General features: G+C 38.1%; 24 protein-coding genes. 13 read left to right on the forward strand and 11 right to left on the reverse strand.

Annotated features, from left to right (window positions below; translation table 11 throughout):
* Positions 1-70: 70 nt before the first annotated feature.
* The 5 genes from ACFIML_RS01590 to ACFIML_RS01610 all read left to right on the forward strand — a co-directional run bounded on the left by ACFIML_RS01590 (position 71) and on the right by ACFIML_RS01610 (position 5,228).
* On the forward strand, positions 71-772 hold the full coding sequence (locus ACFIML_RS01590; RefSeq protein ID WP_375606007.1) for a virB8 family protein: 702 nt from the start codon (positions 71-73) through the stop codon (positions 770-772).
* Between the two features lie 13 nt (positions 773-785).
* A complete protein-coding gene (virB9, locus tag ACFIML_RS01595; RefSeq protein WP_375606008.1) occupies positions 786-1,592 on the forward strand; it encodes a P-type conjugative transfer protein VirB9 in 807 nt (268 codons plus the stop codon).
* Positions 1,592-2,749 carry a type IV secretion system protein VirB10 gene (gene virB10 / locus ACFIML_RS01600; protein ID WP_375606219.1) on the forward strand — a complete coding sequence of 386 codons (1,158 nt, stop codon included), beginning with the start codon at positions 1,592-1,594 and terminating at the stop codon, positions 2,747-2,749. Before virB9 ends, virB10 begins: the two co-directional genes overlap by 1 nt.
* Positions 2,724-3,785: a P-type DNA transfer ATPase VirB11 gene (gene virB11 / locus ACFIML_RS01605; RefSeq protein WP_375606009.1), complete on the forward strand. Its 1,062-nt coding sequence runs from the start codon at positions 2,724-2,726 to the stop codon at positions 3,783-3,785. The genes virB10 and virB11 overlap by 26 nt, the downstream gene beginning before the upstream one ends.
* A gap of 1,266 nt (positions 3,786-5,051) precedes the next feature.
* On the forward strand, positions 5,052-5,228 hold the full coding sequence (locus ACFIML_RS01610; protein ID WP_375606010.1) for a hypothetical protein: 177 nt from the start codon (positions 5,052-5,054) through the stop codon (positions 5,226-5,228).
* Positions 5,229-7,091: 1,863 nt separating this feature from the next.
* Here ACFIML_RS01610 and ACFIML_RS01615 read toward each other — a convergent pair.
* From ACFIML_RS01615 to rimM, 7 genes are all read right to left on the reverse strand, one after another.
* On the reverse strand, positions 7,092-7,871 hold the full coding sequence (locus ACFIML_RS01615; RefSeq protein ID WP_375606011.1) for a succinate dehydrogenase iron-sulfur subunit: 780 nt from the start codon (positions 7,869-7,871) through the stop codon (positions 7,092-7,094).
* A 14-nt stretch (positions 7,872-7,885) separates the two neighbouring features.
* On the reverse strand, positions 7,886-9,730 hold the full coding sequence (gene sdhA / locus ACFIML_RS01620) for a succinate dehydrogenase flavoprotein subunit (RefSeq protein WP_375687226.1): 1,845 nt from the start codon (positions 9,728-9,730) through the stop codon (positions 7,886-7,888).
* A gap of 6 nt (positions 9,731-9,736) precedes the next feature.
* A complete protein-coding gene (gene sdhD, locus ACFIML_RS01625; RefSeq protein WP_375606013.1) occupies positions 9,737-10,123 on the reverse strand; it encodes a succinate dehydrogenase, hydrophobic membrane anchor protein in 387 nt (128 codons plus the stop codon).
* 18 nt (positions 10,124-10,141) lie between these two features.
* Positions 10,142-10,543, reverse strand: coding sequence for a succinate dehydrogenase, cytochrome b556 subunit (sdhC, locus tag ACFIML_RS01630; RefSeq protein ID WP_375606014.1), 402 nt, complete (start codon positions 10,541-10,543; stop codon positions 10,142-10,144).
* Between the two features lie 495 nt (positions 10,544-11,038).
* Entirely contained in the window at positions 11,039-11,479 is a 441-nt protein-coding gene (gene rplS, locus ACFIML_RS01635; RefSeq protein WP_375606015.1) for a 50S ribosomal protein L19, read from the reverse strand.
* A 209-nt stretch (positions 11,480-11,688) separates the two neighbouring features.
* The gene (trmD, locus tag ACFIML_RS01640; protein WP_375606016.1) at positions 11,689-12,387 is read right to left on the reverse strand and encodes a tRNA (guanosine(37)-N1)-methyltransferase TrmD; all 699 of its coding nucleotides are present in this window, start codon (positions 12,385-12,387) and stop codon (positions 11,689-11,691) included.
* Between the two features lie 286 nt (positions 12,388-12,673).
* Positions 12,674-13,231 (reverse strand): ribosome maturation factor RimM, encoded by a 558-nt coding sequence (rimM, locus tag ACFIML_RS01645; protein WP_375606017.1) that lies wholly within the window; start codon positions 13,229-13,231, stop codon positions 12,674-12,676.
* A 131-nt stretch (positions 13,232-13,362) separates the two neighbouring features.
* Here rimM and ACFIML_RS01650 point away from each other — a divergent pair, with 131 nt between their 5' ends.
* Entirely contained in the window at positions 13,363-14,184 is an 822-nt protein-coding gene (locus ACFIML_RS01650; RefSeq protein WP_375606018.1) for a SapC family protein, read from the forward strand.
* Between the two features lie 3 nt (positions 14,185-14,187).
* The gene (locus ACFIML_RS01655) at positions 14,188-15,156 is read left to right on the forward strand and encodes a tyrosine recombinase XerC (RefSeq protein ID WP_375608471.1); all 969 of its coding nucleotides are present in this window, start codon (positions 14,188-14,190) and stop codon (positions 15,154-15,156) included.
* An 18-nt stretch (positions 15,157-15,174) separates the two neighbouring features.
* On the opposite strand, the gene ACFIML_RS01660 is transcribed toward ACFIML_RS01655, so the two are convergent.
* Positions 15,175-15,447, reverse strand: a complete 273-nt coding sequence (locus ACFIML_RS01660) for a BolA family protein (RefSeq protein ID WP_375606020.1) — start codon at positions 15,445-15,447, stop codon at positions 15,175-15,177.
* Positions 15,448-15,571: 124 nt separating this feature from the next.
* On the opposite strand from ACFIML_RS01660, the gene ACFIML_RS01665 reads away from it, so the two are divergent.
* From ACFIML_RS01665 to cobT, 3 genes are all read left to right on the forward strand, one after another.
* Complete coding sequence (locus ACFIML_RS01665; protein ID WP_375606021.1) at positions 15,572-16,192, forward strand: J domain-containing protein; 621 nt, start codon at positions 15,572-15,574, stop codon at positions 16,190-16,192.
* Positions 16,193-16,395: 203 nt separating this feature from the next.
* The gene (cobS, locus tag ACFIML_RS01670) at positions 16,396-17,376 is read left to right on the forward strand and encodes a cobaltochelatase subunit CobS (RefSeq protein WP_375687228.1); all 981 of its coding nucleotides are present in this window, start codon (positions 16,396-16,398) and stop codon (positions 17,374-17,376) included.
* Between the two features lie 14 nt (positions 17,377-17,390).
* On the forward strand, positions 17,391-19,286 hold the full coding sequence (cobT, locus tag ACFIML_RS01675; RefSeq protein WP_375686443.1) for a cobaltochelatase subunit CobT: 1,896 nt from the start codon (positions 17,391-17,393) through the stop codon (positions 19,284-19,286).
* Between the two features lie 517 nt (positions 19,287-19,803).
* On the opposite strand, the gene ACFIML_RS01680 is transcribed toward cobT, so the two are convergent.
* From ACFIML_RS01680 to rpmB, 3 genes are all read right to left on the reverse strand, one after another.
* The gene (locus tag ACFIML_RS01680; protein WP_375606024.1) at positions 19,804-19,947 is read right to left on the reverse strand and encodes a hypothetical protein; all 144 of its coding nucleotides are present in this window, start codon (positions 19,945-19,947) and stop codon (positions 19,804-19,806) included.
* A gap of 759 nt (positions 19,948-20,706) precedes the next feature.
* Positions 20,707-21,390 (reverse strand): VUT family protein, encoded by a 684-nt coding sequence (locus ACFIML_RS01685; RefSeq protein ID WP_375609043.1) that lies wholly within the window; start codon positions 21,388-21,390, stop codon positions 20,707-20,709.
* A 78-nt stretch (positions 21,391-21,468) separates the two neighbouring features.
* Positions 21,469-21,786 (reverse strand): 50S ribosomal protein L28, encoded by a 318-nt coding sequence (rpmB, locus tag ACFIML_RS01690; RefSeq protein ID WP_375609042.1) that lies wholly within the window; start codon positions 21,784-21,786, stop codon positions 21,469-21,471.
* A 276-nt stretch (positions 21,787-22,062) separates the two neighbouring features.
* On the opposite strand from rpmB, the gene ACFIML_RS01695 reads away from it, so the two are divergent.
* From ACFIML_RS01695 to ACFIML_RS01705, 3 genes are all read left to right on the forward strand, one after another.
* Positions 22,063-22,851, forward strand: a complete 789-nt coding sequence (locus tag ACFIML_RS01695; RefSeq protein ID WP_375614365.1) for an SURF1 family protein — start codon at positions 22,063-22,065, stop codon at positions 22,849-22,851.
* A gap of 619 nt (positions 22,852-23,470) precedes the next feature.
* Positions 23,471-25,090 (forward strand): bifunctional phosphoribosylaminoimidazolecarboxamide formyltransferase/IMP cyclohydrolase, encoded by a 1,620-nt coding sequence (purH, locus tag ACFIML_RS01700; RefSeq protein WP_375687230.1) that lies wholly within the window; start codon positions 23,471-23,473, stop codon positions 25,088-25,090.
* Positions 25,091-25,436: 346 nt separating this feature from the next.
* Positions 25,437-25,589 carry a DUF1127 domain-containing protein gene (locus ACFIML_RS01705; protein WP_273790070.1) on the forward strand — a complete coding sequence of 51 codons (153 nt, stop codon included), beginning with the start codon at positions 25,437-25,439 and terminating at the stop codon, positions 25,587-25,589.
* The last annotated feature ends 543 nt before the right edge of the window (positions 25,590-26,132 follow it).

Below are 26,132 nucleotides of genomic sequence, written 5' to 3' on the forward strand. Positions count from 1 at the left end.
AACAGCCCAATGATAGGAACCGTGTGCCTATTAATAAAACAATCCCTGCCGAAATCAAGCGAGGAGACAGATGAAAACAAAACAAGCAAAACCAGTGAAAGCCGAACAACTTAGAAGTTATTATGAAGAAAGCCGTGGCTTAGAACGTGATCTTATCAATGAATTTATAAGGTCGCGCAGAACGGCATGGCGTGTTGCGAGTACTGTGGGTCTTTTTGGCTTATTCGGTATGATATGTGGAGTTGTTGGATTTTCTCAACCAGCTCCAACTCCCTTAGTATTGCGCGTTGATAATACGACGGGTGCAGTTGATGTTATCTCAATCATGCGTGAACACGAAGAAAGCTATGGTGAAGTTGTAGATAGATATTGGCTAAATCAATATGTGCTTAACCGCGAAACTTACGACTACGATACCATTCAACTGAACTATGACACGACAGCACTTTTAAGTGCGGCATCTGTTCAACAAGAATATTATAAAATCTATGATGGAGAAAATGCACGGGACAAAGTGCTTTCCAACAAAGCACGTATCACAGTTAAAGTACGATCAATCCAGCCTAATGGACTCGGTCAAGCAACTGTACGTTTTACGACTCAGCAACTTGACAGCAACGGTGCTGCTACTGGACCAAAACAGCACCAAATTGCAACAATTGGTTACACCTATGTTGGTGCACCCATGAAATCATCTGATCGATTGCTTAACCCCCTTGGTTTTCAAGTAACAAGTTACCGTTCTGACCCAGAAATACTGTTGAATGATTAAGGAATTGATTGTTATGAAAAAACTTGCGTTCGTTGTTCTATTGTCTTCGTTTTCTTCTCTTTATACGGTACCTGTGCAGGCGCTCAAAAGTCCATCAAATTCACAATATGATCACCGCATTCGCTATATAACGTATAACGAAGCGGATGTGGTTCAAATTGAAACAGTTCTTGGTGTGGCAACACATATTATTCTTGAAGAAGGTGAACAGTACATAACTCATGCCTTTGGTGATTCTGAAGCCTATGCCTTTGCTCATAAAGGGCGGCATATTTTTATTAAACCAAAAGCAGAACTTGCCAATACCAATCTCATCGTTGTAACCGACAAACGGAGTTATAAATTCCGACTACAATTTCGGAATGACCGTGCGGGATCAACATATGAATTGGCTTTCCATTATCCCGATTCAAACGATGAAAAGTCAGAAGAAAACAATCGACGCCTTGCGATTGAACGTGGTTTTCACCAAAGCGTCAACGGCTATAATCTCAGTTATACCATGAGTGGTCACCAAGATATTGCTCCGATAAATGCTTGGGACAATGGGCGTATTACTTACTTTAAATTTCCCGCTAACATGGATATGCCATCGATTTATGTCGTAGATGCTGAAGGTAATGAAAGCTTAATACCACGCACCGTTATCGGCAGTTCTAATGATATTATCGCCGTTCATAAGGTCAATCCTAAATGGCTTATACGGCTTGGTAAACGCGCTCTAGCTGTTTTTAATGAAGCCTATGACCCCAATGGCGTACCAAACACAACAGGGACAGTATCTTCGGTGGTTTATCGTATCAATAAAGGAGGAAAATGATGTTTGACAATAAGGAAGGAGAGGGAAAAGGTACAAAACTGGACAACGTCGAACAAAAACATATTGAAGGTACCTATGGAGGGTCCGAACTAGGTTCTGAACGTCGTCCAACAATTCCAGGTACCCGTGCATTGTTAATGGTAGGACTTATTGTCATAGTAGCGATACCGATTGCCTTGACTTGGAAAGCTTTTAAAATGCGTAATACCGTGGAGGTTGAGGAAGAAAAACCACAACAAATAGTACAGCAAATTATACCAAACTATGTCCCTCGGATTATAGAAGAGCCAAAGATTGTAGAAGAAGCAGAAAAATCAACACAAACAGAAGATTCAAACTTGGATATTCCACCGGCATTGAGTAAACTTCTTCAAACAGCCATTCCTCCACATATGCTCCAAGATTCTGAAGAATTAGCACGCAAACGTATGCTCAGTTCTAGCCTTAACAACGGTGGTAGCGAAGGATCTACAGATACAAATAATAAAGCATCGAATAATGATAGAGGTAATGGCGTATTATTTGATAACCTTCAGCCCGTGCGTTTAGGTCAATCACATGCGATGCAACTTCGTAACCGTGACTTTTTGATTACACAAGGAACGCAAATAGATTGTACGTTAGAAACAAAAATCATTACATCACAACCCGGAATGACAACGTGTCATTTAACACGCGATATTTATTCCACAAGTGGACGTGTTGTTTTGCTTGACCGTGGTTCTAAAGTCGTTGGTTTTTACCAAAGTGGCATACAACAAGGACAAACGCGCGTATTTGTGCAATGGTTACGCATTGAAACGCCTTCTGGTGTTGTTGTCAATCTTGACTCACCAGGCACAGGTCCTCTGGGTGAAGCAGGTATTGGTGGCTGGGTTGACAGACATTTTTGGGAAAGATTTGGTAGTGCAATTATGGTAAGCATTATCGGTGATTTAGGAGAATGGGTAAGAGGAAAAGTTGGTAAAAGCAGCAAAGAAAATAAAGATAACTCACAAAATAAAGGAGCTCAGAATGCTGAATCTATAGCAATCGATGTTCTTCAAAATTCCATCAATATCACACCAACACTTTACAAAAACCAAGGCGAACGAGTAAATATTTTTGTTGCTCGTGATCTGGATTTCAGCGATGTCTACAGTCTCGTCACACGTTAACTCGATACAAAAAGATCAAGCAGTTTTTCAGCTTCTGCAACCGCTTGATTGTTTTTTAGAAGATCCCACGATCACTGAATTATCTATTTGCCGCCCCTGTGAAGTATGGACGAAAAGCTTTAAGGGTTGGCAAGTACATAGCGTACCAGAGTTAACAACCACTTTTTTGCAAACGCTTATTACAGCTATTATCGTTTATAACGGTATGGCTCCCAGAAGTATTAATTATGTGCTCTTGCCTGGTGGACAACGTGGTACAATTATACAAACACCAGCTGTTGTTGATGGTGCTCTTTCCTTTGTAATTCGTAAACATTCTCTCATAGTTAAGACGTTAGAAGAACTCAAAGAAGAAGGGGCATTTGACGATTTTTCTGATGTAAGTTTTAATAAGCCTTCAGCAAAAGAAGCCAATAATTTGTTATCGAAGCAGGACTTCACACGGTTGGAACCATTTGAAGTTCAACTCTTACAAAGTAAACGTGAGGGAAAAATTCTTGAATTTTTGGAAGAATGCGTCCTTCACAAACGCAACATTATTATTGCAGGCAAAACAGGATCTGGTAAAACAACATTTGCTCGCTCTTTAGTTGAAAAGGTTCCTGTAGAGGAGCGTATTATCACAATTGAAGATGTTCATGAGCTTTTTCTACCCAATCATCCCAATCATGTACATATGATTTATGGTAACAATGTAGGCCGTGTTTCAGCTGAAGAATGCCTAGATGCATGTATGCGTCAGTCGCCTGACAGAATTTTTCTCGCTGAATTGCGAGGCAATGAAGCATGGGAATATCTCAATTCGCTCAACACTGGTCATCCCGGGTCGATTACAACAACGCATGCCAACAGCGCTTTGCAGACATTTGAGAGATGTGCCACCTTGATTAAAAGATCAGAAATTGGCCGGCAACTCGAGTTAGAAATGATAAAAATCGTTCTCTATACAACAGTTGACGTAGTGTTGTTCTTTAAAGATAGAAAACTCACTGAAGTCTTTTACGACCCGATTTTTGCTAAATCAAAAATCGCTTAAGGGGAGCTTTCTCTCTCGGTAATATGAAGCAAACAAAAATAGCCGTAACTAATTGTTACGGCTATTTTTTTAACTTTTCCTATTCTCTTTGCTTCTCCAATGGATTTTCTACACTCTTCATGAAGAAAAAAAGAAAAAAGTTAATAGACAACAACTCTACGAGAAAACCAAATTATACATAAGGCTTTCTTTATTCTCTTGCCTTTGATCATTCTTTCCATTTACCTTTTGAAAAAGTATCTTTGATGCAAAAAAGAAAAAATAGCTGCAAAATAAATATTTAAACAAAAGAAAAGAATAAATTTTGATTCGCCTATCAATGAAAGCTTCGTAAAATAGGTACTTTCGATCATCACAAATAATTATCGTCATCAAGACCAAAACTTATCGTTTAAAAATTCTAAGCGCTATTTTCAAGTGATTAATAAATATGTTTTTTAACCAAACAATCTCCAAATATGGAAAACCTCATACGAAATAAATTATCATTTCGATTTAGCATCCATAAACCACATTCTATTTGGTAATAAAAAGTATAGTGACATATCGACGTCTTCTTCGGACGAAGAAAGATTCTTAACCTCCAGTTGTTCGTAAACAACCAAATTTCTCTTAAACAAGCTTTGCTAACCATATTACGTGGCTTATGTCCCTCTCCTAAAGACGATATCCATAGATTCCATAAGGTAAGCTCTACTCTGAATATTCCGGCTCTCTTCTCTGCACCTCAAAAAGCGAAAATTCCTAAAAGAACAGATCTAAAATCCCTCTTCTTAAGATGCATCACATTGACTTATAAAGAGTGTTCATTATTTTGCGTTTTGGATAAAAGATCTTAGTACCGTAGGATTCTCTCATTTCAAAGCTGTTTATTAACCAAAACCATGTCTCTTGCACATTATAAGTAAATAAAACCGTATAGAATGAAACTGTACAAAAAAGCACTAAAAATGCCTTTTATAAACCATCCAAAATGCCCAAAATTGTAACAACATTGGGAGTTGGCAAAGTGTCTAATGACGCCCAACTTGCTCTTTTATGAAGTATAAAAATGGAGATGCTCTATAAATTTTATATTATTCATCGGGGCTTTACCATTATACCATCCACGAGCTCTGTAATGAAATAAGCTTAGGCACCTTAAAGAAAGGTTTCTTAAAAACAAGCGTGTAAATTGACAAGCAAAGTGTATTTGGTTCGGGGCGTTCTGTTTTACATAAGGGTTTCGATCTTATTAAAGAACGAGAGAAACAAAAGCGTGAAGCAATGCGTAATCTCTATTATTTAAAAGACATTACTCTAAATGCTTTTAGAAGTCGTAAAGCAGAATTAAAAAATGATGCTAAAAATGGAAACTGGTTTTCACCTTTACAGCTTCATATTCTCCTCAAATTAGGAGGCTGTATAGCGACTTTCAAAGATTACGCCAACAGAGATACATAATACTCTTAACTCCCATCTGATAAGTAAAAGCTGCAACAGCAAAAGCTCTTTTAGAAAAACAACGCCATAAAGTCATTAATAAACCGGCAATGAATTGGAAAAATGTTCCAGATTTTTATCAAACACTCTGCAAAGCAACAATAATGATACAACTGGCTTTGCATCTGCTTATTCTTACAGGTGTTCGTATTTTTACAGGTGTTCGTACCCATATCTTGCATCAATTCGTGAAAATCAGATTGAAGAGGATATATGAACAATTCTTGGCTCGAGAATACGAACGGTCTGCGTGATACTACAGGAAATTTTGCATGCCCTTAAAAATTTTAAAACAAGCACGCTTGTTTTTTCGCAATGATTTCTGTTTTCTGTAACCGGTCGTAGTCCTTATCAATGTGAATTTCCTATCACAATATATAAGAGAGGTTAGGTTAAAAACCTGTCCACATATATTTCGCTCTAGTTTACGTAATTGGCTAACAGACTCCACCTACCACACCTCAAAGGACGAAGCTTCTTAACACTCACTGATCTGCAAACAATCCGCCCCCTCACCTAGCAGATTTCACCTTCTAACCACTCTAATTACCAAATCCTAAATACGATAGTGTTTTTACGGTAGAACAGAATAAATACCAAAACAATGGCTGATTATATCGTTAATACTTAGGCACCTCTCTTTCATGTTAAGAAATATCTTTTATGCTAAAAAATAAAATAAGAAACACTTTTACTGCTTAAATAATCTTCTTCAGCATATATACAAGAAAAAATGAAACCCTCTAACATAATAAATAAGACCTAAACCTAGAAATCTCTATTTTTTATAGATAAAAACATATAAAATCAAAACCTACGAAACGCAAAAAATATAACATGTTTTCTTGATGATTGAATTCATTCAACTCAAATGAACCTATAAACAGCCCTTATTCCACATTCGCAACACGTGTTCTTAGAATTCTCACTAGTGTTTTCTAAATTTTCGGGAAAAACTATAAATTTGATATTTTTCAAACGTCTTATTTGCTCTTTAGTGAATTTAAATCTATGACGTTACAATAGTTTTAAATTACTACCCCCCTTAACTATATGATCTATCTCTACAATAGAGAGGGATTTTACGTTCTCCATTTTTTGAGAACTATAAATTTTGTTGTTTAATGCGATTAACAATCCAATCTTTAAAATAAAAATATGACCTTTATATATAATGATATTATCAAAAATTCCTAATCCCTGAATATTAGCAATGTTTTCGATATTATAATAAATGTGTCGTAAAATGACGAATTGTCATAATGATCACTCCTTTGTATTTCATTTAGATAATTTACATGCGTTATAATATTTGTATCAGCATTTATTTTTTGTGCTATATTTATACAGAGTTATCGTTTTTTATAAAAAATGATTAATTGAATCTGCATCAAAATAAAAATTCTGATACGAATTTAATAAAAATAAAAACACATGGCATATTGATTTTATTATTTTTACATAGAATGCCTATTTAAAGTATAGTCTACTCAAAAAACTAAAGCCTTTTTAAAGGCAATAATAACTATACTAACCGCCTCATAGAAGCCAATAAATTTTTAGAGATTAAGCCTCAAAAAGGCACAAAAAAAACGCACAATTTTCTGTTTTTTACTTTACTGTTCGTTAATTGATCAATTTTCAACTATGAGTTTTCTGCTCAGCCATTGCAAGGATTGCTTAATTTTTTAGGGATTACTTCACTTTTAGAATGATTATAGCTACTGCGCTCCCATAAGCAGCCGATCTTTTTTTAGAGATTTAATTGCTAAAAGGAGATAGAATTTTCCACCTTGCGCTTTCTTTTGATCAATCAGTCAATTTTCAAAGGCGGCGTTCAACCATGAGTTTTTTAATTTCAGCAATCGCTTTCGCTGGATTTAATCCCTTTGGACAAGTTTGGGCACAATTCATAATCGTATGACAACGATAAAGGCGGAAAGGATCTTCTAAATTATCAAGACGTTCACCACACATCTCATCACGTGAATCCGCAATCCAGCGATAAGCTTGAAGCAAAACAGCGGGCCCCAAATAACGATCACCGTTCCACCAATAACTTGGACATGAAGTCTGACAACACGCACACAAAATGCACTCATAAAGGCCATCGATTTTTTGGCGATCGGAGTGACTTTGTAACCATTCTTTTGCAGGTTCAGGAGAAACTGTTTGTAACCAAGGCTCAATAACTCGGTGTTGCGCATAAAAGCGATTCAAGTCAGGAACCAAATCTTTAACAACCGGCATGGAAGGCAACGGATAAACCTTAATGGGATGTTTTACATCATCCATCCCTTTGGTACAAGCTAATGTATTGGTTCCATCAATATTCATCGCACATGAACCACAGATGCCTTCACGGCAAGATCGACGAAGTGTCAAAGTTGGATCAATATGGTTTTTAATAAACAAAAGCCCATCAAGAATCATCGGGCCACAAGCGGAACGATCTACGTAATAGGTATCTAAACGAGGATTTTCCTCATCATCAGGCGACCAACGATAAACGTGAAATTCTGTTAGTTTTTTAGCACCTTTAGGTTTAGGCCAAACCTTTCCCGGTTTTACCTGAGAGTTTTTAGGAAGCTTAATTTGTACCATATTTCAGTCTCCCCTTAATAAACCCGTTTTTTAGGTGCAATGCGCTTTAAATCGATCCCACCATCAGCTTCAGATGTTAACGGGTCCACATGGACAGGTCGATATGATAACGTCACCTTACCTTCTTTTGACAAATGTGAAAGCGTATGTTTACGCCAATTTTTATCATCACGCTCTGGATAATCTTCACGCGCATGGGCACCGCGGCTTTCTAAACGTGCTTCCGCCGAATAAACAGTCATGATTGCATTCGCCATGAGATTTTCAAGCTCTAATGTTTCAACCAAATCAGAATTCCATATCAGAGAACGATCTGTAACTTTGATATCAGACAATTCCTCCCAGATTTTATTCATCCGCTGACATCCTTGTTGCAAAGAATCCTCTGTACGGAAGACAGCCGCATCTTCTTGCATCGTGCGTTGCATTTTTTCACGCAATACCGCTGTTGGTACCGCCCCTTTTGCAAAACGCAAACGATCAAAACGTGCTATAATTTCATCAACAGCAGCTTCATTCAGGGGTGGAATTTCTGCATTCCGATCAATAATTTTACCTGCGCGAATAGCAGCAGCACGACCAAACACCACAAGATCAATCAATGAATTTGACCCCAAGCGATTAGCCCCATGAACAGAAGCACATCCCGCTTCTCCTACCGCCATCAACCCTGGTTGAATACGATCAGGCGAATCAGCCGTTGGATTGAGAACTTCCCCGTAGTAGTTGGTAGGAATTCCCCCCATGTTATAATGGACCGTTGGCAAGATGGGGATAGGTTCTTTTGTTACATCCACCCCTGCAAAAATCCGAGCTGATTCCGAAATTCCTGGTAAACGCTCGTGCAAGATTGCAGGATCAATATGGTTGAGAACCAAATGAATATGGTCCTTCTTAGGTCCCACGCCACGCCCTTCACGAATTTCAAGAGTGATACAACGCGAAACCAAATCACGTGAAGCCAAATCCTTAAAGGAAGGTGCATAGCGCTCCATAAAGCGTTCACCCTCAGAATTGATTAAATAGCCCCCCTCACCCCGAGCTCCTTCTGTAATTAAGCAACCAGAACCATAAATCCCTGTCGGATGGAATTGCACAAACTCCATATCCTGAAGTGGCAATCCAGCACGTGCGATCATTCCACCACCATCACCCGTACAGGTATGCGCCGATGTCGCAGAAAAATAAGCGCGTCCATAACCACCGGTTGCAAGAACAACCATTTTGGCAGAAAAACGATGTATTGTACCATCATCGAGATTCCATGCCACAACCCCCGTACAAACCCCATCCGTCATGATGAGATCGAGGGCAAAATATTCAATAAAAAATTGCGCATTATGCTTTAAGCTTTGTCCATAAAGCGTATGCAAAATGGCATGGCCTGTACGGTCAGCTGCTGCGCAAGTACGCTGAACAGGTGGACCTTCACCAAATTGTGTCGTATGTCCACCAAAAGGACGCTGATAAATTTTGCCTTCTTGCGTTCGCGAAAAAGGAACGCCATAATGTTCTAATTCATACACAGCAGCAGGAGCATTACGCACCAAATATTCCATTGCATCGGTATCGCCCAACCAATCAGAACCTTTCACGGTATCATATAAATGCCACTGCCAATTATCAGGCCCCATATTTGAAAGCGATGCAGCAATCCCCCCTTGTGCTGCAACCGTATGTGAGCGCGTTGGAAAAACCTTCGTAATACAAGCTGTCTTTAATCCTTGTTCCGCCATACCTAATGTTGCACGTAATCCTGCACCACCTGCCCCAACAACAACAACATCAAATTTATGATCTACAGTGCGATAAGGGGCGTTACCTGCTTTAGCGCCCAGAGATGATCCTGTACCCGCCATACTTGTTTAACCCCCTAATGCAATTTTCAAAAGAGAAAAAATAATGATACCACCTACGAGAAAACAAAATAAAATATTTAACGTCAAAAAGAATATCCGAAAACCTTCACGTGGAATATAATCTTCAATCACCACCTGCATACCAAGTTTCATATGATAAAGGACCGAAAAAGTCATCAATCCCATCAAAATAGCAACAATAGGATGTGCAAGCCGTGCACGCACAATACTATAATCCTTGCCCACAAGCGAAAGAATAAGAACAATAAAAAATATCAAAAGTGGTAGATTGATAAACCCTGTCAAACGTTCTAGCCAAAAATGCTCTGTTCCTTCATGAGCACTGCCACGCCCCCGTACTTTTCCAAGTTCCGTTCGAAAATCTTTTTTCATATCTCTTTTCACCCCCAGCTAAACAACGGTATATCCAATAATCCAAATCGCAAAAGTAACAATAAGAGAAATAAACACTGTCGCCCACGCAGTGACTGTTGCCTTTTCTTTTGCCAAAAGGCAAGGCTTCAGATCCCAAACAATGTGGCGAACACCACCAACCATGTGATGAACCCCTGCCAAAGTATAAAGAAACAAAATACACAATCCAAACCAAGAACTATAAATTTCGTAAACTGTTCTAAATGTCTCCTCGCCACACGCAATAGCAATTAACCAAACAGCAAGAAAAACCGTTCCAACATAAAGTGCCATACCCGTAATGCGGTGTGCAATAGACATGGCCATAGTAATTGTCCAACGATAAATGCTTATATGAGGGGAACGAGGGCGCTCTTTTATCCTAGTTGTCTCTATCATAAAATATCCTGACCTGGTTTATCATAAAATATCCTGACCTGGTTTTTGCAACCGCAATGAACGAAAAAGTTCGCGCAAAACGACTAAACATACTCTCTCGTTTTTACTTGTTTGGCATCTCAAGATACCGATATTACAGGTCGGTTGTCTCAAATAACGGATTAAAGGTCACGCATAAAAAAACCGATTACTCCCCGGATATGATCCGCAAAACTCGCCTTAATCTAATACACTTTTATCTTCACGTCAAAGGTCTAAAATATTTTCCAAATATAAACAGACATTTTTTCAGATTAAACTTATCCTTTTGAGTATCCACGATATATGCAATAGTCTCTTAAACTGCACCCATGATTAAGAATAAAAAGAGGGAAAATTGATAGATTAAACATTTTTATGTCTCCTCCAAGCCTTTTAAAAGGCAAAACGAATCAAGAAAGACACAAATAAGCGGCATAAAAGCCGCTTTTGCATAAAGTTTAGCCGATATAATCTTTACTCAGAAACTTGCTTTTCAACATCTGTACTTACGGCTGCTGCTTCTACTTTCTCAACAACCTTTTCAGCTTTTTTCCGATAATCTCTCTTTTCAGCGATACGCGCAGCTTTACCTCTCAAGCCACGCAGATAATAGAGTTTTGCACGGCGCACTTTACCACGGCGCACCAGCTCAACACCTTCAATCAAAGGAGAAAAAACAGGAAATACCCTCTCCACCCCTTCACCGTAAGAAATCTTGCGTACTGTAAAGGTCTCATTCAACCCACCACCTGAACGTGCAATACAAACACCTTCATAAGCCTGAACACGCGTCCGTGTACCTTCTGTCACACGCACCATAACACGGACTGTATCTCCTGGCTGAAATGCTGGAAATTGGCGCTTTTCTTCAATTTTTGCACATTGTTCAGCTTCAAGCTGTGCGATAATATTCATTTCTTTTATCCTTCACGTTCTTTATCGAACAGTCAGAGCGCTCAACTCTTACCAAAAAAGCCTTTATTAAGAATAAGGAGCTCTTTAGGCTATGTCTTACACAGGAGCGAATACACCATTCCTTCATTTTAATTTTGGAACTACAGAAAACCTTTTATAAAAAACTCTCTAAAAAGAGAGCCATGCAATACACCACCTTATCATATGAATCAAGTTTTCTGATGATTTTTATCATAACGCGCATAAAGATCAGGGCGACGTTGACGTGTTAACAATTCGGCTTGGCTTTGACGCCAATCTGCGATCGCTTTGTGATGACCTGAGAGCAATACAGGCGGAATACCCCGCCCTTCGAAAAGAGAAGGGCGTGTATATTGCGGATGTTCCAGCAAGCCATTTTCAAAACTTTCACACCTTGCAGAAGCTGCATTCCCCATCACTCCGGGCAGAAGACGTATAATAGCATCTAAGATAACCAATGCGGCTGTTTCACCCCCTGAAAGAATATAATCACCAATAGAAATCTCTTCTAATTCTCGTGCTTCTATGACTCGCTCATCAACCCCTTCAAAACGTCCACAAACTAACGTCACACCCGTATCACGAGCCAAGCTATGCGCGTAAGCTTGGTCAAAAGGGCGTCCACGTGGACTCATCAACAATCTTGGCGAATCCTGTGGACAGCAATCAAGAGCAGCCGCCAATACATCCGCCCGCATTACCATACCAGCTCCCCCACCAGCAGGTTTATCATCAACGCTATGGTGTTTATCTAAAGCAAAATCCCTAATCTGTACCGTCTCCAGTGACCAAATTCCACGCTCTAAAGCTTGCCCTGCTAAAGAATACCCTAAAAAACCAGGAAACATTTCAGGATAAAGGGTTAAAACGCGCGCCTGAAATTTCATTTTATTTCTTATCCTTATTTTCTTAAACAGATTCTATAATAGCAAAAATAGCACAAACAAGACTTTTAACGCCATAGCGTTAATCTGAGTCTCCTTGATCTGCGCCATATTCAATACGATCCTTCTAAATACTTACACTAAAAAAAGACTCTAAAAATTCAGGACTATTTCGAAATAAAGTGCTTACAATATCTGCTCAAAAGAGCATTTTTAATATTTTCACACATTCCACTTTTTATTGACGAAATTCATCTGTTGTTTTTTACCTTCATCTTTATTTTTAGATTCAAGCTATTTCCTTTTTATCATTTTCTCCTCTATCGCTAAAACCAGCTGCCATGGGATCAACAACAAGAAAACCAGAGTCCATACAAATTTCTGGTACTGCCGCCTTACTAAAGGGAATAAGAACTCTTTTACCCGTATTCAAACGTATTTCAAGCAAATCACCAGCCCCGAAATTAAAAAAACCACATACCTCACCTAAGATTTTTCCCCCACAATCTTGGACACACAAACCTATTAAATCGACTTGATAAAACTCATCCTCCATCAAATCATCAATTAATTGATCACGCATCACATAAAGGCGAATACCATTTAAAGACTCAGCAGTATTACGATTTTCTATCCCTTTAAAACGTACAATCGCCTTATTTTTTTGCATGCGAAGAGTTACAATGTCATAAGAACGCCCCATATCATCATAAAGAGTACCATAAGACTTGAAACGCTGGGGATCAGCACTTAAAATTCTAACAAAAACATCCCCTTTTACACCATGAGGCGTACCAATAATGGCAAGATAGACTTTATTTTTAAGCTTTTCTTTATTATACTTCATGCAAAAATATTATCTCTCAAAAATGAACCCTTCAATCTTATAGTTTTCTATTCAATCTTGTTGCCATATGAGACAATCTTCTAAAAGACCTTTCTTGGTAACAAAAACAAATTAATAAAGGAGAAAGTCTTATGGCAAATATTATGCTATTTTACAAAGATATCACACCAATCAACAAAATTTCCCATAAAAATCTAAAATTTGCTCCTCCAAGTGATATGTCTTTTGCCAAGGATACTCATTGGGTTCCTTTAGCAAGTACTGAATATTTTCAAGCAGCACTAGACTATCCTATTTTATTTATGTGCGCTGAAGATGAACAAAAAAAACGGCACTACACATCCGCAGCTCTTGTCGGTCTTTCTAATGACGAAAATGACTATATCGCTTCTGATAAAAGTTGGAAAAACAATACTTATGTTCCTGCTTTTGTCCGCCGCTACCCTTTTGTTTTGGCACAAATTAGCAATGAAAAAGAACTTTCTGTGTGCTTTGATCAACAGTCCGGTATGTTTAATGAAGTTGCAGGAACAGAACTTTTTAATTCCGATGGCTCTATTTCTCCTTTTATGGAAGAACGTATTCGCTTTCTTGAAAGTTTTAAAATCGCTATGGAGAAAACCTCTGAGTTTATTGATGCTCTTGTAGAAATGGATCTTCTAAGCCAAAAATCCATCAATGTGAAAAACGATAAAGGTCTCTCAGCGCAATTGGAACATTTTTGGGTTGTTGATGAAGAAAAATTGAATAAATTATCAGCAAGCCAACTTGCCAAACTTCATAAAAATGGCTTTTTAGGATTAATTTTTGCGCATTTGATGTCAACGCACAATCTTTTGAAAATACTCTCTCTCAAAGGTGAAAAGCAGCTTATCAATCGTGAAGAGAAACCCCAAAACAAAAATGGTCATTCTAACGATGAAAAATCTAAAAAGAAAGAAACTCTCAACTAGATAATGCCTATCAAAAACGACAAGAGAAAAGATGAAAATATTCCTCTCATTCCAGCAGACCATGCAATTTTAAACGCAAGGAAAAATTGGTTAGAGTGTCTTACCCAAACACGTCGTATGTCAGCACAAACAGTGCAAGCCTATGAACGTGATACGCGGCAATTTTTGTCTTTTCTCTGTCAACACTTAAGCCATACACCAACCCTTACAGATCTTGCTCATTTACGCGTTAGTGACTTGCGTGCTTATCTTGCTTATCGGCGAACAAATAATGTAAGTGCTCGTTCTTTAAGCCGCGGAGTAGCAGGCATCCGTTCTTTTTTCAAATACTTATCACGTGAAGGAATCGTCAATGTTCCCGCAGCTCAACTTATCCGAAGCCCCAAACACCCCAAATCGCTCCCAAAATCTTTAGCGATAAAATCAGCACTTCACATAGTCAAACAAGAAAATCAACTGGAAAATGAACCTTGGATTACCGCGCGTAATGCTGCTGTCCTCATGCTTCTTTATGGCTGTGGAATGCGAATATCAGAAGCCTTAAGCCTCACACCAGAACAATTTTCTGATCCTGAAAAAACAAGTTTATTTATAACTGGAAAAGGAGGCAAAACACGCCTTGTTCCCCTCATAAAAATTGTTTACGAAGCCGTACAAAATTATCTTCAATGCTGCCCATATCCTTTAATAGACAACCAACCCATGTTTCGTGGTGCGCGGGGTGGTCCCCTACAGCCTGCCATTATTCAAAAAGCTGTCCGTAATTTACGTGCAAGCCTTGGTTTACCAGAAACTGCAACGCCTCATACACTACGCCATTCTTTTGCCACCCATCTTTTATCACGGGGGGGAGATTTACGCACCATTCAAGAACTTCTTGGGCACGCTAGTCTTTCCACCACACAAATCTATACCCACGTCGATACAGACCATTTGTTAAAAATCTATCAAAAGGCCCATCCCCGTTCCTAAAAACGTCTCATCAAAAAATTAGAGTGTTTCAACCTCAAGTGCCAAAGCGTGAACACAAGTAGCAAGCTCTTCTTTTAAAACTTGATAAATCGCTCGATGTATTTCTACACGCGTCATATTGGAAAAAGAAGAAGATAAAATTTTCACCCGAAAATGTGTTTCTCCTTTACCATCAAAAGCATGTTCATCATGAGGATGTCCCTCATGAAGATGACTTTCGTTAATCACTTCCAGTTTCTGCGGATGAAAAGCATCCTGAAGCTTTCTGTTGATGATTGTTTCTATAGACATTTTTCATTCCTCAAACAAAATGAACGTGCAAAAATACACCTTTTTCATAATAGAATAAGTGTGAAAACAAATTTTTCAAAAGTCAATTCTTGTAAAATTAATCAATTTTGCATAAACCAATAATATGACAATAACATCTAAATTATTCGATTCAATTCGCATAAGCTCAAATAAAAAACAAAAAGCTGAGCCAGAAGCACAACAGTGTCAGTGGGAAGGTTGTGAAAAAACAGGGTCCCATAAAGCACCAGCAGGTCGAAATCACGAAGGACAATATTTATATTTTTGTATTGAACACGTACGCGCCTATAATAAAAATTTTAATTACTTCTCTGGTCTTAGCAATAAAGATATCGCAAAATTTCAAAAGGATGCTCTCACAGGACATCGTCCGACATGGCCTACAGATCTGAGCAATGGTACATCGAAAAAAACAGCCGCGAATTATGCAAAGATTCGCTCTGGAACAGCGGCCTATCAAAATCGCATGCGCGATCCCTTCACGCTTTTTACTGGGCAGCATTCAAGCAATAAGTTTTCACGAAAATTAAAGCCCTTAGAAGCAAAAGCTTTTGATACACTGGGACTACAGGCAAACGCTTCAGCAGAAGACATCAAAATGAAATATAAAGAGTTGGTAAAAAAGCACCATCCTGATTCCAATGGTGGTAATCGTGCTTCAGAAGAGCGCTTTCGTGATGTTTTACATGCTTACAATTTGCTAAAAAAATCTGGTTTGTGCTAAAAACACGCGCTTATATGAGTCTATTTTCATTTAGACCATCATTATTTGCGCAAAATGTTACTTTTTTTTGCAAAACATTATAGAATACGTAAAAAAATCTTTCTTTAATATCTAAGGCTCTCATTATAGAGCATTGCATAAATACTTTAACTCTTGTATCGTTTCTAATGAATAAATAGCGTCCTCTCCCTTCCAGAAACATAATGACAAATCTTACCGTTGAAAATTTGCCCGATATTACACTTTGTGCTCGCGATCTATTTCATATTGAAACAGATCTGAAAGTCCCTGCTTTTAGCACAAAAAGTCCCCATGTTCCTGATATCGATGCTGATTATCTTTTTGATCAGCAAACAACTTTAGCGATTCTCGCAGGTTTTACCTTTAACCGCCGTGTAATGGTTTCTGGCTATCACGGTACAGGGAAATCAACGCATATTGAACAAGTTGCTGCACGTCTTAACTGGCCTTGTCTTCGCATTAATCTCGATAGTCATGTAAGTCGTATCGATCTTGTAGGAAAAGACGCTATCGTTTTAAAAGATGGCCTACAAATCACTGAATTTAAAGAGGGCATTTTGCCCTGGGCTTATCAAAATAATGTTGCTCTTGTTTTCGACGAATATGATGCGGGGCGTCCCGATGTTATGTTTGTCATTCAACGCGTTCTTGAAACTTCTGGAAAACTAAGCTTACTTGATCAAAGCCGTGTCATCTCTCCACATCCAGCGTTTCGTCTTTTTGCAACAGCAAATACCATTGGTCTTGGCGATACAACCGGTCTTTATCATGGTACCCAACAAATTAATCAAGCTCAAATGGACCGCTGGTCTATTGTTACGATACTCAATTATTTACCCCATGATAAAGAGGTTAATATCATTTGTTCAAAGGTCAAATCCTTTCAAACGACTGAAGGAAAAAAGATAATTTCACAAATGGTTCATGTTGCTGATATGGTACGCCAATCTTTTATCAATGGAGATCTTTCAACTGTCATGAGTCCACGTACTGTCATTACTTGGGCAGAAAATACAACAATTTTTCAAGATGTCGGCTTTGCCTTCCGATTAACCTTTCTCAATAAATGTGATGAACTCGAACGTGCCACTGTTGCAGAATTTTATCAACGCGCCTTTGGACAAGAGCTTCCCGAATCATTCATTCATGGTGTTTCGCCTTAAGGAATCTGTCACTCATGGCTACCGATATTGGTGACAACAAAAATCCAGCAAAAGATTCTTCCAACAACACTCTTAATACTGAAGCTTTTAAAAAAGCACTTTCCACCTGTATGCGTGCGATTGCAGGCACAAACAACCTTGAAGTTTCCTTTAGTCATAACCGACCATCTTTGAGCGAAAGTTGTGCACGTTTACCAGAATTACCTCAATACGCAACGAATAAAGACATCACCATTACCCGCGGATTAGGTGATTCCATGGCTCTGCGCAAAGCATGGCATGACAACCGCATTCACATGCAATTTGCTCCACTAGAATCAGAAGCACGTGCTGTCTTTGATGCTCTCGAACAAACACGTGTTGAAGCAATTGGCACGTTAACCATGGAGGGGCTTGCAAAGAACCTTGATGTCATGCTCGCTGATAAATACAAGAGAGCCCATTATCATAAGATTAGCAACCAAAGTGAGGCCCCTATCCAAGAAGCGATTGCACTTTTATTGCGTGAAAAAGTAACAAAGCGCCCTGCCCCAAAAGAAGCAGGCCCTGTTTTAGAATTGTGGCGTCAAGAACTCGAACAAAAAGCCGCAGCAGAGCTTAATGAACTTACACATCATATTTACAACCAACAGGCTTTTGCACAAATCGTTCGCCAAATGCTTGTTACACTCAAAATGACAGTACAACAGGGTGAAGCTTCTGCCAATGAAAACAATAAAAAATTAAAAAACGCGAATGAAGCTCAAGATCAAGCAGAAGAAGAAAGCGAAAACAAAAAACACGCTCAAAGTGAAGAACAAACCAGCACTGAACAAGAAAGTGATGTGCAAGACGACGGAAAAACACAAGCGACACAATCAAACAACAATGATCAAGCTGACGGCGAGCAAAAAAATGGACCTTGGCAAGAAAAGCCGCACAAACCCAAACACCTTTTTTCCGATTCGGAACAAATGCAAAGACTTGGCAATTATAAAATCTTCACCCGTCAATTTGATGAAATTTTGGAAGCAACAGATTTTTGTTCTGAAAACGAGTTAGATCACTTACGCCGTTCTCTTGATAAGCAAATCAATCATCTCCAAAACATCGTTGGACGTTTAGCAAACCGTCTCCAGCGCCGCTTGATGGCGCAACAAAATCGCAACTGGAAATTTGACCTTGAAGAAGGATATCTTGATACAGCACGACTTCCACGCCTTATTATTGATCCAACACAACCCCTTTCTTTTAAAATGGAAAGTAATACCCAATTTCGAGACACGGTTGTTTCACTCCTCATTGATAATTCTGGTTCAATGCGTGGACGCCCTATTAGCGTTGCTGCAAGCTGTGCCGATATTTTGGCACAAACTCTTGAACGTTGTGGTGTCAAAGTTGAAATTTTAGGTTTTACCACCAAAACTTGGAAAGGAGGAAAGTCACGTGAAAAATGGCTTACCCAAAACAAACCCCATAATCCTGGACGTCTTAATGATTTATGTCATATCATCTATAAGAGTGCTGATACCCCATGGCGTCGAGCGCGACGCAATTTAGGTTTGATGATGCAAGAAGGATTATTAAAAGAAAATATTGATGGAGAAGCTTTGATTTGGGCGCATCAACGCCTTTTATTACGGCGTGAACAACGTCGCATTCTTATGGTCATTTCTGATGGTGCTCCTGTTGACGATTCGACACTATCGGTCAACTCCAGCAATTATCTAGAAAAACATTTACGTGCAGTGATTCAAGAAATCCAAACCCATTCCCCCATCGAACTCATTGCCATTGGAATTGGTCATGACGTCACACGTTATTATCAACGTGCTGTAACAATTATGAATGCTGAAGAACTTGCCGACGCGATAACAAAACAATTAGAAGTACTTTTTAGTGATAAAAGTCCTCATAGTTATAAGAAATAAGCCTTCCTTGAATCAACAACGATTACATTTTAAAAAATTATTTCTATCATTAAACCATCGGAATTTGATGGCTAAAAACCTGAGAAGATAATCCCACAAATTGAATATCAAACTTTAAGGAAGGCTTCTACTTTACTAGATGCATTATGAATTCTAAAAGAAATGCTCTAACCATCTTCAAAAATTATAATGAGTTTGTTTTTACTTTCCGGTTTTATTGCAACGGATAAGTTTTACTTGGAATTCTCCATTTACGACCGTATCCTAGAGTACCTTTCAAATTAAAAGACTGAATAATCACCCATTTTTGTCTCGATCTTGTGTTATTTCCCTATATTTTAGATATTGAAAGACACGTAGACAAAACAATATCTCTACTAAACATGCCTCTAAAATGTTGCTCTCACAGAAAATATAATACTTAACCTTTCATCTTCAGTAAAACGAGAAGATAAAATTCGTATTTATGATACAGACAAGAAGAATAATCCAAAGAGGCTGTTTTAAACACTAAGAATTATTTTATAAAAGAATCAGCATAAATGGATTCATAGCGATTTTTCGGCAAAATTGCTAAAAGCAAACGACAAGCCAAACTGACACTCCATAACCATTCCAAAACAGTACTCTCCACGAGTGAATGATCAACATAAGCTCCCATCTCATTAATAAAAGCAAAAACCTTTACTCACATAAAATATAAGAAAAAACACGAAAAAAAGAATATTGCTTCATTCACGAAAAAAGCACACACCATTATATATCTTATCCGCACTCTTACATTCTTCCTTGCTTCCAAGCCGATTTCACGACAGTACCCATATATAGCATAATGTAGAATCCGGAATCATCCTTTACGCTTTACAAGCGAAAAGCCAACAGCAGAAACCTATTTTCAAGCTTCCAATATTTTAAGGTCAATCAGTATACTTCCAGCGTCTAATATTGCACTTTTATTGCATTAAAGCTCTTCATAAGAAGTATTTCCTTTTCAAATGGCGTTGTCTCCACGCCAATTTCTCTTGTAACATAGACAAATAAATAATTTTTATTCACTCAATAATAAGAGTATTTAAAAGGCGTAAAAGTTTATGATATTGGACTTTTTCACTCAAATGAAAAACATAATTATCATTTTAATCTATTAATGAAAATAAGTTATAATCTTTTTCACCTTAAACCGCTCGTAAAAAGTATATTTAGCCACTTCTCAAACAATTTTATTCACATTGCCTTCTTGTGAGATACAAACAAATGACTCTATTTCTTCCTCACAAGAGAATTTTGAAAGAAGAAAAGTGTTTTGTGTTAGAGTTCTTACTTAAGTTGGTAAATGATAAAGTATCATTATAAATAACGTGCCATACTAAACATAGCGTACAATTTTTTTGGCTTCAGGAAAACAAAAAGACAAAGACTATTATTTGTTACAAACAAAAGAGGAAGCATCCTTTGAATGCCCTCGATAAAGAGGAAGCTTTATAATGTTAAGAATTGTCCCATAAGGAATCAACATAAACAGACTCATAACAATTTTTACCGAAAAATCACCAAAAGCAAGTGAGAGCCAAACTGGCATGCCTATCCCTCCCAAAACAGTACTCTCCACCAGAGAACTATCAGCATAGCCTGTTATCCTATCAAGAACGGCAAAAAAGCTAGAAAAAGCAAGAGAAAAAAACAGCACTGTATCCAAAGCCGAACCAACCAATGCTGCTGCTAAAGGCGCTTTCCACCATGTTTTACGTCGCAACGGAGTAAAAACAATAATATCAAGGAGTTGCCCAAATAAAAAAGCCAGACTAGAGGCAATTGCAAGCCGTGGGGTCGCCAATACCCAAGAAACAAAGACACCCGCAAAAAAACCAGCATAAACCACACGCCGCGCAGCAGATGGACCATAAAAACGATTGGTCAAATCATTAATCAGAAAAGCAAATGGATAGGTAAAAGCCCCATAAGTCAACAGCTCATTCAAATCAAACCAGTAGACAGGATATTGAACAAAAATATTAGAAGCAGTGACAGCAAGGCACATTGCTAAAATAGAAAAAACAATATACCTTTTCTTTTGCTGTTCTAATAAAGGACCGCTTGAAGACATTTTTTTTAACCTGGGGTATGGAACCAAATAAAGTAGAGCGATCAAAAAGAAAAAAGCCGGAAACAATGACGCTAAAAATTACGCTGCTTGCTCAGCTTTTTTCTCACCTTCTTGCTCAGATTTCTTCTTAATGATTTGGCGCTTTAATAAACGCGCACGTTGCGATAACTCTTTATCGTCTGCTTTTATTAAAAAAACATCAAGACCACCACGGTGCTCAACAGAACGCAACGCACTTGCAGAAATGCGCAAACGATAACTTTGCTGTAACACTTCTGAAATCAATGTCACATTGCAAAGATTTGGTAAAAAACGACGCCGAGTCTTATTATTTGCATGGCTAACATTATTACCATACAGAACCGTCTTCCCTGTCAATTCACATGCACGAGACATAAACTTCACCCTTAAAACTCTAAGAAACTTTCAAATCCCTATACCCAAAGGATAGAATTAACGTAAAGCACGCACAACACTACCTCGAACGGGCATCATTGGGAAGTTTCTTTCTAATAGGGGGTCGACAACAAAAGGTCAAGTCTTTTATAAAACCTTTTTCATCTCTTATGGGAGCATTTTTCATCTTTTTCTGCAATAAGGCGTACAAAATGTTTTTTTTAAGTCACACCATGTTAGAATGAAAGCTTATTGTCCTGAAAGGAAATATAAATCATGAGTAAACAAGAGTCCCCCATGACAAAGCTTCAAGAAAATCCTAACCGTTTTTCTTCTTTTTTGTTTGGAACTTTATGTATTTGTTTTTTTCTTCTCTTCAGTGCATTAGGTATATGGCAAGTACAACGGTTAAACTGGAAAACAAATCTTATCACCAGTACCAATCAGCGCATTCATTTGCCCCCCATAAAAGCCCCCCCCAAAAATCAATGGGCAGATGTTACTTTTGAAAAATATGAATATCAACCTGTTGTTATCACGGGAAAATTTTTAACAGATAAAAATATTTTGGTCACGGCTACCGCTCAAAATACTACGGGATATTGGGTTTTGACTCCTTTACAAACCACTAATGACAATGCATTGACCTTTATCAACCGTGGTTTTATCCCCATGGATGAACGTAACAATTTTCAAAACTCAGAGCAATTGGATACAAATGCCTCATCTCAGCAACATTCTACCACGGACACAGAACAAACAACGATCATAGGTTTATTACGCATGAGTGAAAAAAATGGATTTTTTCCACGCAAAAATAATCCTGACAAAAATTTATGGTATACGCGCGATCTCCCCGCTATGGCACAAAAACTTGGTTTGTCCACTGTTGCCCCTTATTTCATTGATGCCGGAAAAAAAACAACCCCACAAGCAAACCTTCCCATTGCTGGTCTTACGATTATCCATTTTCGAAATAATCATCTCGTTTATGCAATCACGTGGTTTATTTTAGCTGCTGGTGTGTTAGGAGGTTTTCTTTTTCTGCTACGGCAAAAAAACTAAAAAAATACCTCTTCCATCTCAAGTAACAAAAATTTTTAGAATCTTGAAAACTGATAAAGAGAATAAAAGCTACCAACTTGCGCCTTTGTTAAATTAAAGATCATAGGCATACAATGAACTTTATACCATCCACAAAAGATTTACGCCACACTCTTAAAAAGAATTGTCATAACGCTTTTGAAAAACATAAAGTCAAATTTAAAAATAATAGGAAAGATAGTCACCCATTTTTGCCTTTATAATTTTATATTCTTGCTTCATTAGATTATTTCCCATTTCAGAGATTACTCCAATTGATATATGCAATACTTTCGCCTTCATCTAGTATAAAGGCTAATATAGCAGAGAACATACGGATGCATTTTTGTTTCAAAACTGCTATGAAGGTGAGATGTTGAGTTATAAGCAACAAAAAAACATTTAATGTCTCAATGAGACTTTTATACCTATCATCACACCTCAAATGAGAGGTTTTTACAGAATAATAGAAAAAGGTGAGTCATCCTATATTCTAAAAAGACAGTTTATCCTTTCAATGTATTTTGCTAAAGGCTTATGCTATAAACGTATAAGCTTGTTTTACTAGAATTTTAACTCTTTCATTTTTAAGGCTGCTGTTATGGGTGTTGTTGCCAAAAATTTTCCCATACCTGATCTTCATCAGGTTCGTCGTGTTCTCTTTTCTGTGTCTGATAAAACGGGTGTGGTTGCTTTTGCACAAGCTCTTAACGCTACTTACAATGTTGAATTGATTTCAACAGGAGGAACAGCCAAAACCCTCATAGCGGCTGGTTTACCCGTAAAAGATGTTGCTGAAGTTACCGGATTTCCTGAAATAATGGATGGGCGTGTTAAAACACTCCACCCTTTGATTCATGGTGCTTTGTTAGGGGTAAGAGAAGACCCTAGCCATAAAGATGCTATGGAAAAGAACAACATTCATGGAATTGATCTTTTAGTTGTGAATCTTTATCCTTTTGAAGAGACAGCCCAATCCGGCGCCGACAATCAAACAATTCTTGAAAATATTGATATCGGCGGACCGGCAATGATTCGCGCAGCGGCAAAAAATTATGCTTATACCGGTGTTGTAACAGCGATAAACGACTATGATTCGATTCTAGCTGAATTAAAGCAGCATAATGGATGTTTAAGCTTATCTATGCGTCATCAGCTAGCAATGCGCGCTTATGCACACACCGCTGCTTATGATACGGCAATAGCATCGTGGTTTGCACGGGATTTAGAAATTGAAACTCCATCGTGGCAGAGTTTTTCTGGTCATCTTGAAAGTGTTATGCGCTATGGAGAAAATCCACATCAACAGGCAGCATTTTATCGCAATAATGAAAAACGTTTTGGTATTGCAACAGCAAAACTTTTACAAGGCAAAGCGCTCTCTTATAACAACCTGAATGATACAGATGCAGCCTTTGAACTTGTGGCAGAGTTTGATCCGCAAAAAACCGCTGCTGTCGCTCTTATTAAACATGCCAATCCTTGTGGTGTTGCGGAAGGAGAAAATTTGAAAGAAGCTTATTTGAAAGCTCTTATGTGTGATAATGTATCGGCATTTGGTGGAATTGTTGCTTTAAATCAGCCCCTTGATGAAGAATGTGCTGAAGAGATTGTTAAAATTTTTACAGAAGTGATTATTGCTCCTGATGCCACAATGGCGGCACGTGAAATTATTGCCAAGAAAAAAAATCTTCGTTTGCTTATTACAGGTGGAGTTCCTGATCCACGTTGTGGAGGACTTCTTGCTAAAACATTAGCGGGAGGCATTTTAGTGCAATCACGTGATAACGTGGTAGTCGATGATCTTAAATTGCAAGTAGTGACAAAGCGGACCCCAACTCAAGATGAAATGCGTGATCTTCAATTTGCTTTTCGTGTAGCAAAGCACGTTAAATCGAATGCTATTGTGTACGCGAAAAATAGTGCAACAGTTGGAATTGGAGCTGGACAAATGAGCCGCATCGATTCAGCCAAAATTGCTGCAAGTAAAGCAGCAGAAAGTGCGCAAAGAGCAAGCTTAACAGAAACTCTCACAAAAGGATCTGTTGTTGCATCAGATGCATTTTTTCCTTTTGCAGATGGTTTATTAGCAGCAGCTGAAGCAGGGGCAACAGCAGTTATTCAACCAGGAGGCTCCATGCGTGATGAAGAAGTTATCGCCGCTGCTGATGCACAGGGGTTAGCGATGGTTTTTACAGGAACACGTCACTTCCGCCATTAATAATTTTGCTGCTTTTCTTTTCGTATGAAACAAAGGTTTCAAGGACTTTTTCATAATTATCGTATGACTATTGATAACTGTTGAAATGGAAGCAGTTATTCAATCCAAAGAATCTACACGTGAAGAAGTTTATCACCGCAGAAAATGCACATAATTTAGCCATTGGTTAGGGATAAGATGTTCTTGTTGATATTTTTAATGGTTACCCTTTCGCATGAGGAAAATGTTAAAGGGATATTATCTTGTATGTAGATGCATACCTGCTATGATATTATAACACAACTCTTTTTAGTAATATACTCTATTCTTAAACTAAAGAGTGTAATGAAAAGTTTGAGTAGAGGATATGAATATTCTACGTTTTTATAGTAATTGGCGCCGTTATCGTCGAACCGTTAATGCGTTAAGTCGTCTTTCAACATATGAACTCAGCGATCTTGGAATTTGTCGAGGTGATATTGATTCAATTGCACGACGTTATTCGCGTAAATCTTTATGAAAGTTGTTTGAGATATTTGAGAGAATGCTTTGCTATGAAAAAGTATGCATTTTGTGGTTTGTTATTATGACTTCATTTTTAGTATAGTAACAAAGAGCAGAAGAGTTGTTTTTCTTGGCCATTGCTGTGTATCATTTCTCGAATTTTCGGTGCTTCTGTGATATACAACTTTTGATTTATAATAATAATTTAGCGTTATTCATATTAAATGAGAACCCCGAACACCGTAAGATTCTTCCATTTCAAATTTATGTATGTTGAATCAACCAAAACCATTCGCCTGCACGTTACAAGCGGGGGGAGCTGTATGGATAAAAGCTCTTAAGAGAAGGCTAAAAATGCCTCTTATGAACCATCTCTAGTGCCAAGAGCTTGTTACAAACATTGGACACTGATCAATAGTGTGATAGTGCTGAGCTGCTCCTTCATAAGCGTAAAGATGGGGGTGCTTAATGGATTTACCGTTATACCTATCACGGGCATCGTCGCAAAATAGGCTTGGAAGCGTTAAGGGATTTTTCTTTAAAATAAGTCCGTGAACAT

The organism is Bartonella sp. AC62GZZY, from assembly GCF_042196525.1.
Classification (GTDB): domain Bacteria; phylum Pseudomonadota; class Alphaproteobacteria; order Rhizobiales; family Rhizobiaceae; genus Bartonella.

Excerpts from the sequence above, each read along its gene's own strand:
- ACFIML_RS01590 (WP_375606007.1), top strand. The coding sequence starts at position 71 with ATGAAAACAAAACAAGCAAAACCAGTGAAAGCCGAACAACTTAGAAGT.
- virB9 (WP_375606008.1), top strand. The coding sequence starts at position 786 with ATGAAAAAACTTGCGTTCGTTGTTCTATTGTCTTCGTTTTCTTCTCTT.
- virB10 (WP_375606219.1), top strand. The coding sequence starts at position 1,592 with ATGTTTGACAATAAGGAAGGAGAGGGAAAAGGTACAAAACTGGACAAC.
- virB11 (WP_375606009.1), top strand. The coding sequence starts at position 2,724 with ATGTCTACAGTCTCGTCACACGTTAACTCGATACAAAAAGATCAAGCA.
- ACFIML_RS01610 (WP_375606010.1), top strand. The coding sequence starts at position 5,052 with ATGCGTAATCTCTATTATTTAAAAGACATTACTCTAAATGCTTTTAGA.
- ACFIML_RS01615 (WP_375606011.1), bottom strand. The coding sequence starts at position 7,871 with ATGGTACAAATTAAGCTTCCTAAAAACTCTCAGGTAAAACCGGGAAAG.
- sdhA (WP_375687226.1), bottom strand. The coding sequence starts at position 9,730 with ATGGCGGGTACAGGATCATCTCTGGGCGCTAAAGCAGGTAACGCCCCT.
- sdhD (WP_375606013.1), bottom strand. The coding sequence starts at position 10,123 with ATGAAAAAAGATTTTCGAACGGAACTTGGAAAAGTACGGGGGCGTGGC.
- sdhC (WP_375606014.1), bottom strand. The coding sequence starts at position 10,543 with ATGATAGAGACAACTAGGATAAAAGAGCGCCCTCGTTCCCCTCATATA.
- rplS (WP_375606015.1), bottom strand. The coding sequence starts at position 11,479 with ATGAATATTATCGCACAGCTTGAAGCTGAACAATGTGCAAAAATTGAA.
- trmD (WP_375606016.1), bottom strand. The coding sequence starts at position 12,387 with ATGAAATTTCAGGCGCGCGTTTTAACCCTTTATCCTGAAATGTTTCCT.
- rimM (WP_375606017.1), bottom strand. The coding sequence starts at position 13,231 with ATGAAGTATAATAAAGAAAAGCTTAAAAATAAAGTCTATCTTGCCATT.
- ACFIML_RS01650 (WP_375606018.1), top strand. The coding sequence starts at position 13,363 with ATGGCAAATATTATGCTATTTTACAAAGATATCACACCAATCAACAAA.
- ACFIML_RS01655 (WP_375608471.1), top strand. The coding sequence starts at position 14,188 with ATGCCTATCAAAAACGACAAGAGAAAAGATGAAAATATTCCTCTCATT.
- ACFIML_RS01660 (WP_375606020.1), bottom strand. The coding sequence starts at position 15,447 with ATGTCTATAGAAACAATCATCAACAGAAAGCTTCAGGATGCTTTTCAT.
- ACFIML_RS01665 (WP_375606021.1), top strand. The coding sequence starts at position 15,572 with ATGACAATAACATCTAAATTATTCGATTCAATTCGCATAAGCTCAAAT.
- cobS (WP_375687228.1), top strand. The coding sequence starts at position 16,396 with ATGACAAATCTTACCGTTGAAAATTTGCCCGATATTACACTTTGTGCT.
- cobT (WP_375686443.1), top strand. The coding sequence starts at position 17,391 with ATGGCTACCGATATTGGTGACAACAAAAATCCAGCAAAAGATTCTTCC.
- ACFIML_RS01680 (WP_375606024.1), bottom strand. The coding sequence starts at position 19,947 with ATGGGAGCTTATGTTGATCATTCACTCGTGGAGAGTACTGTTTTGGAA.
- ACFIML_RS01685 (WP_375609043.1), bottom strand. The coding sequence starts at position 21,390 with ATGTCTTCAAGCGGTCCTTTATTAGAACAGCAAAAGAAAAGGTATATT.
- rpmB (WP_375609042.1), bottom strand. The coding sequence starts at position 21,786 with ATGTCTCGTGCATGTGAATTGACAGGGAAGACGGTTCTGTATGGTAAT.
- ACFIML_RS01695 (WP_375614365.1), top strand. The coding sequence starts at position 22,063 with ATGAGTAAACAAGAGTCCCCCATGACAAAGCTTCAAGAAAATCCTAAC.
- purH (WP_375687230.1), top strand. The coding sequence starts at position 23,471 with ATGGGTGTTGTTGCCAAAAATTTTCCCATACCTGATCTTCATCAGGTT.
- ACFIML_RS01705 (WP_273790070.1), top strand. The coding sequence starts at position 25,437 with ATGAATATTCTACGTTTTTATAGTAATTGGCGCCGTTATCGTCGAACC.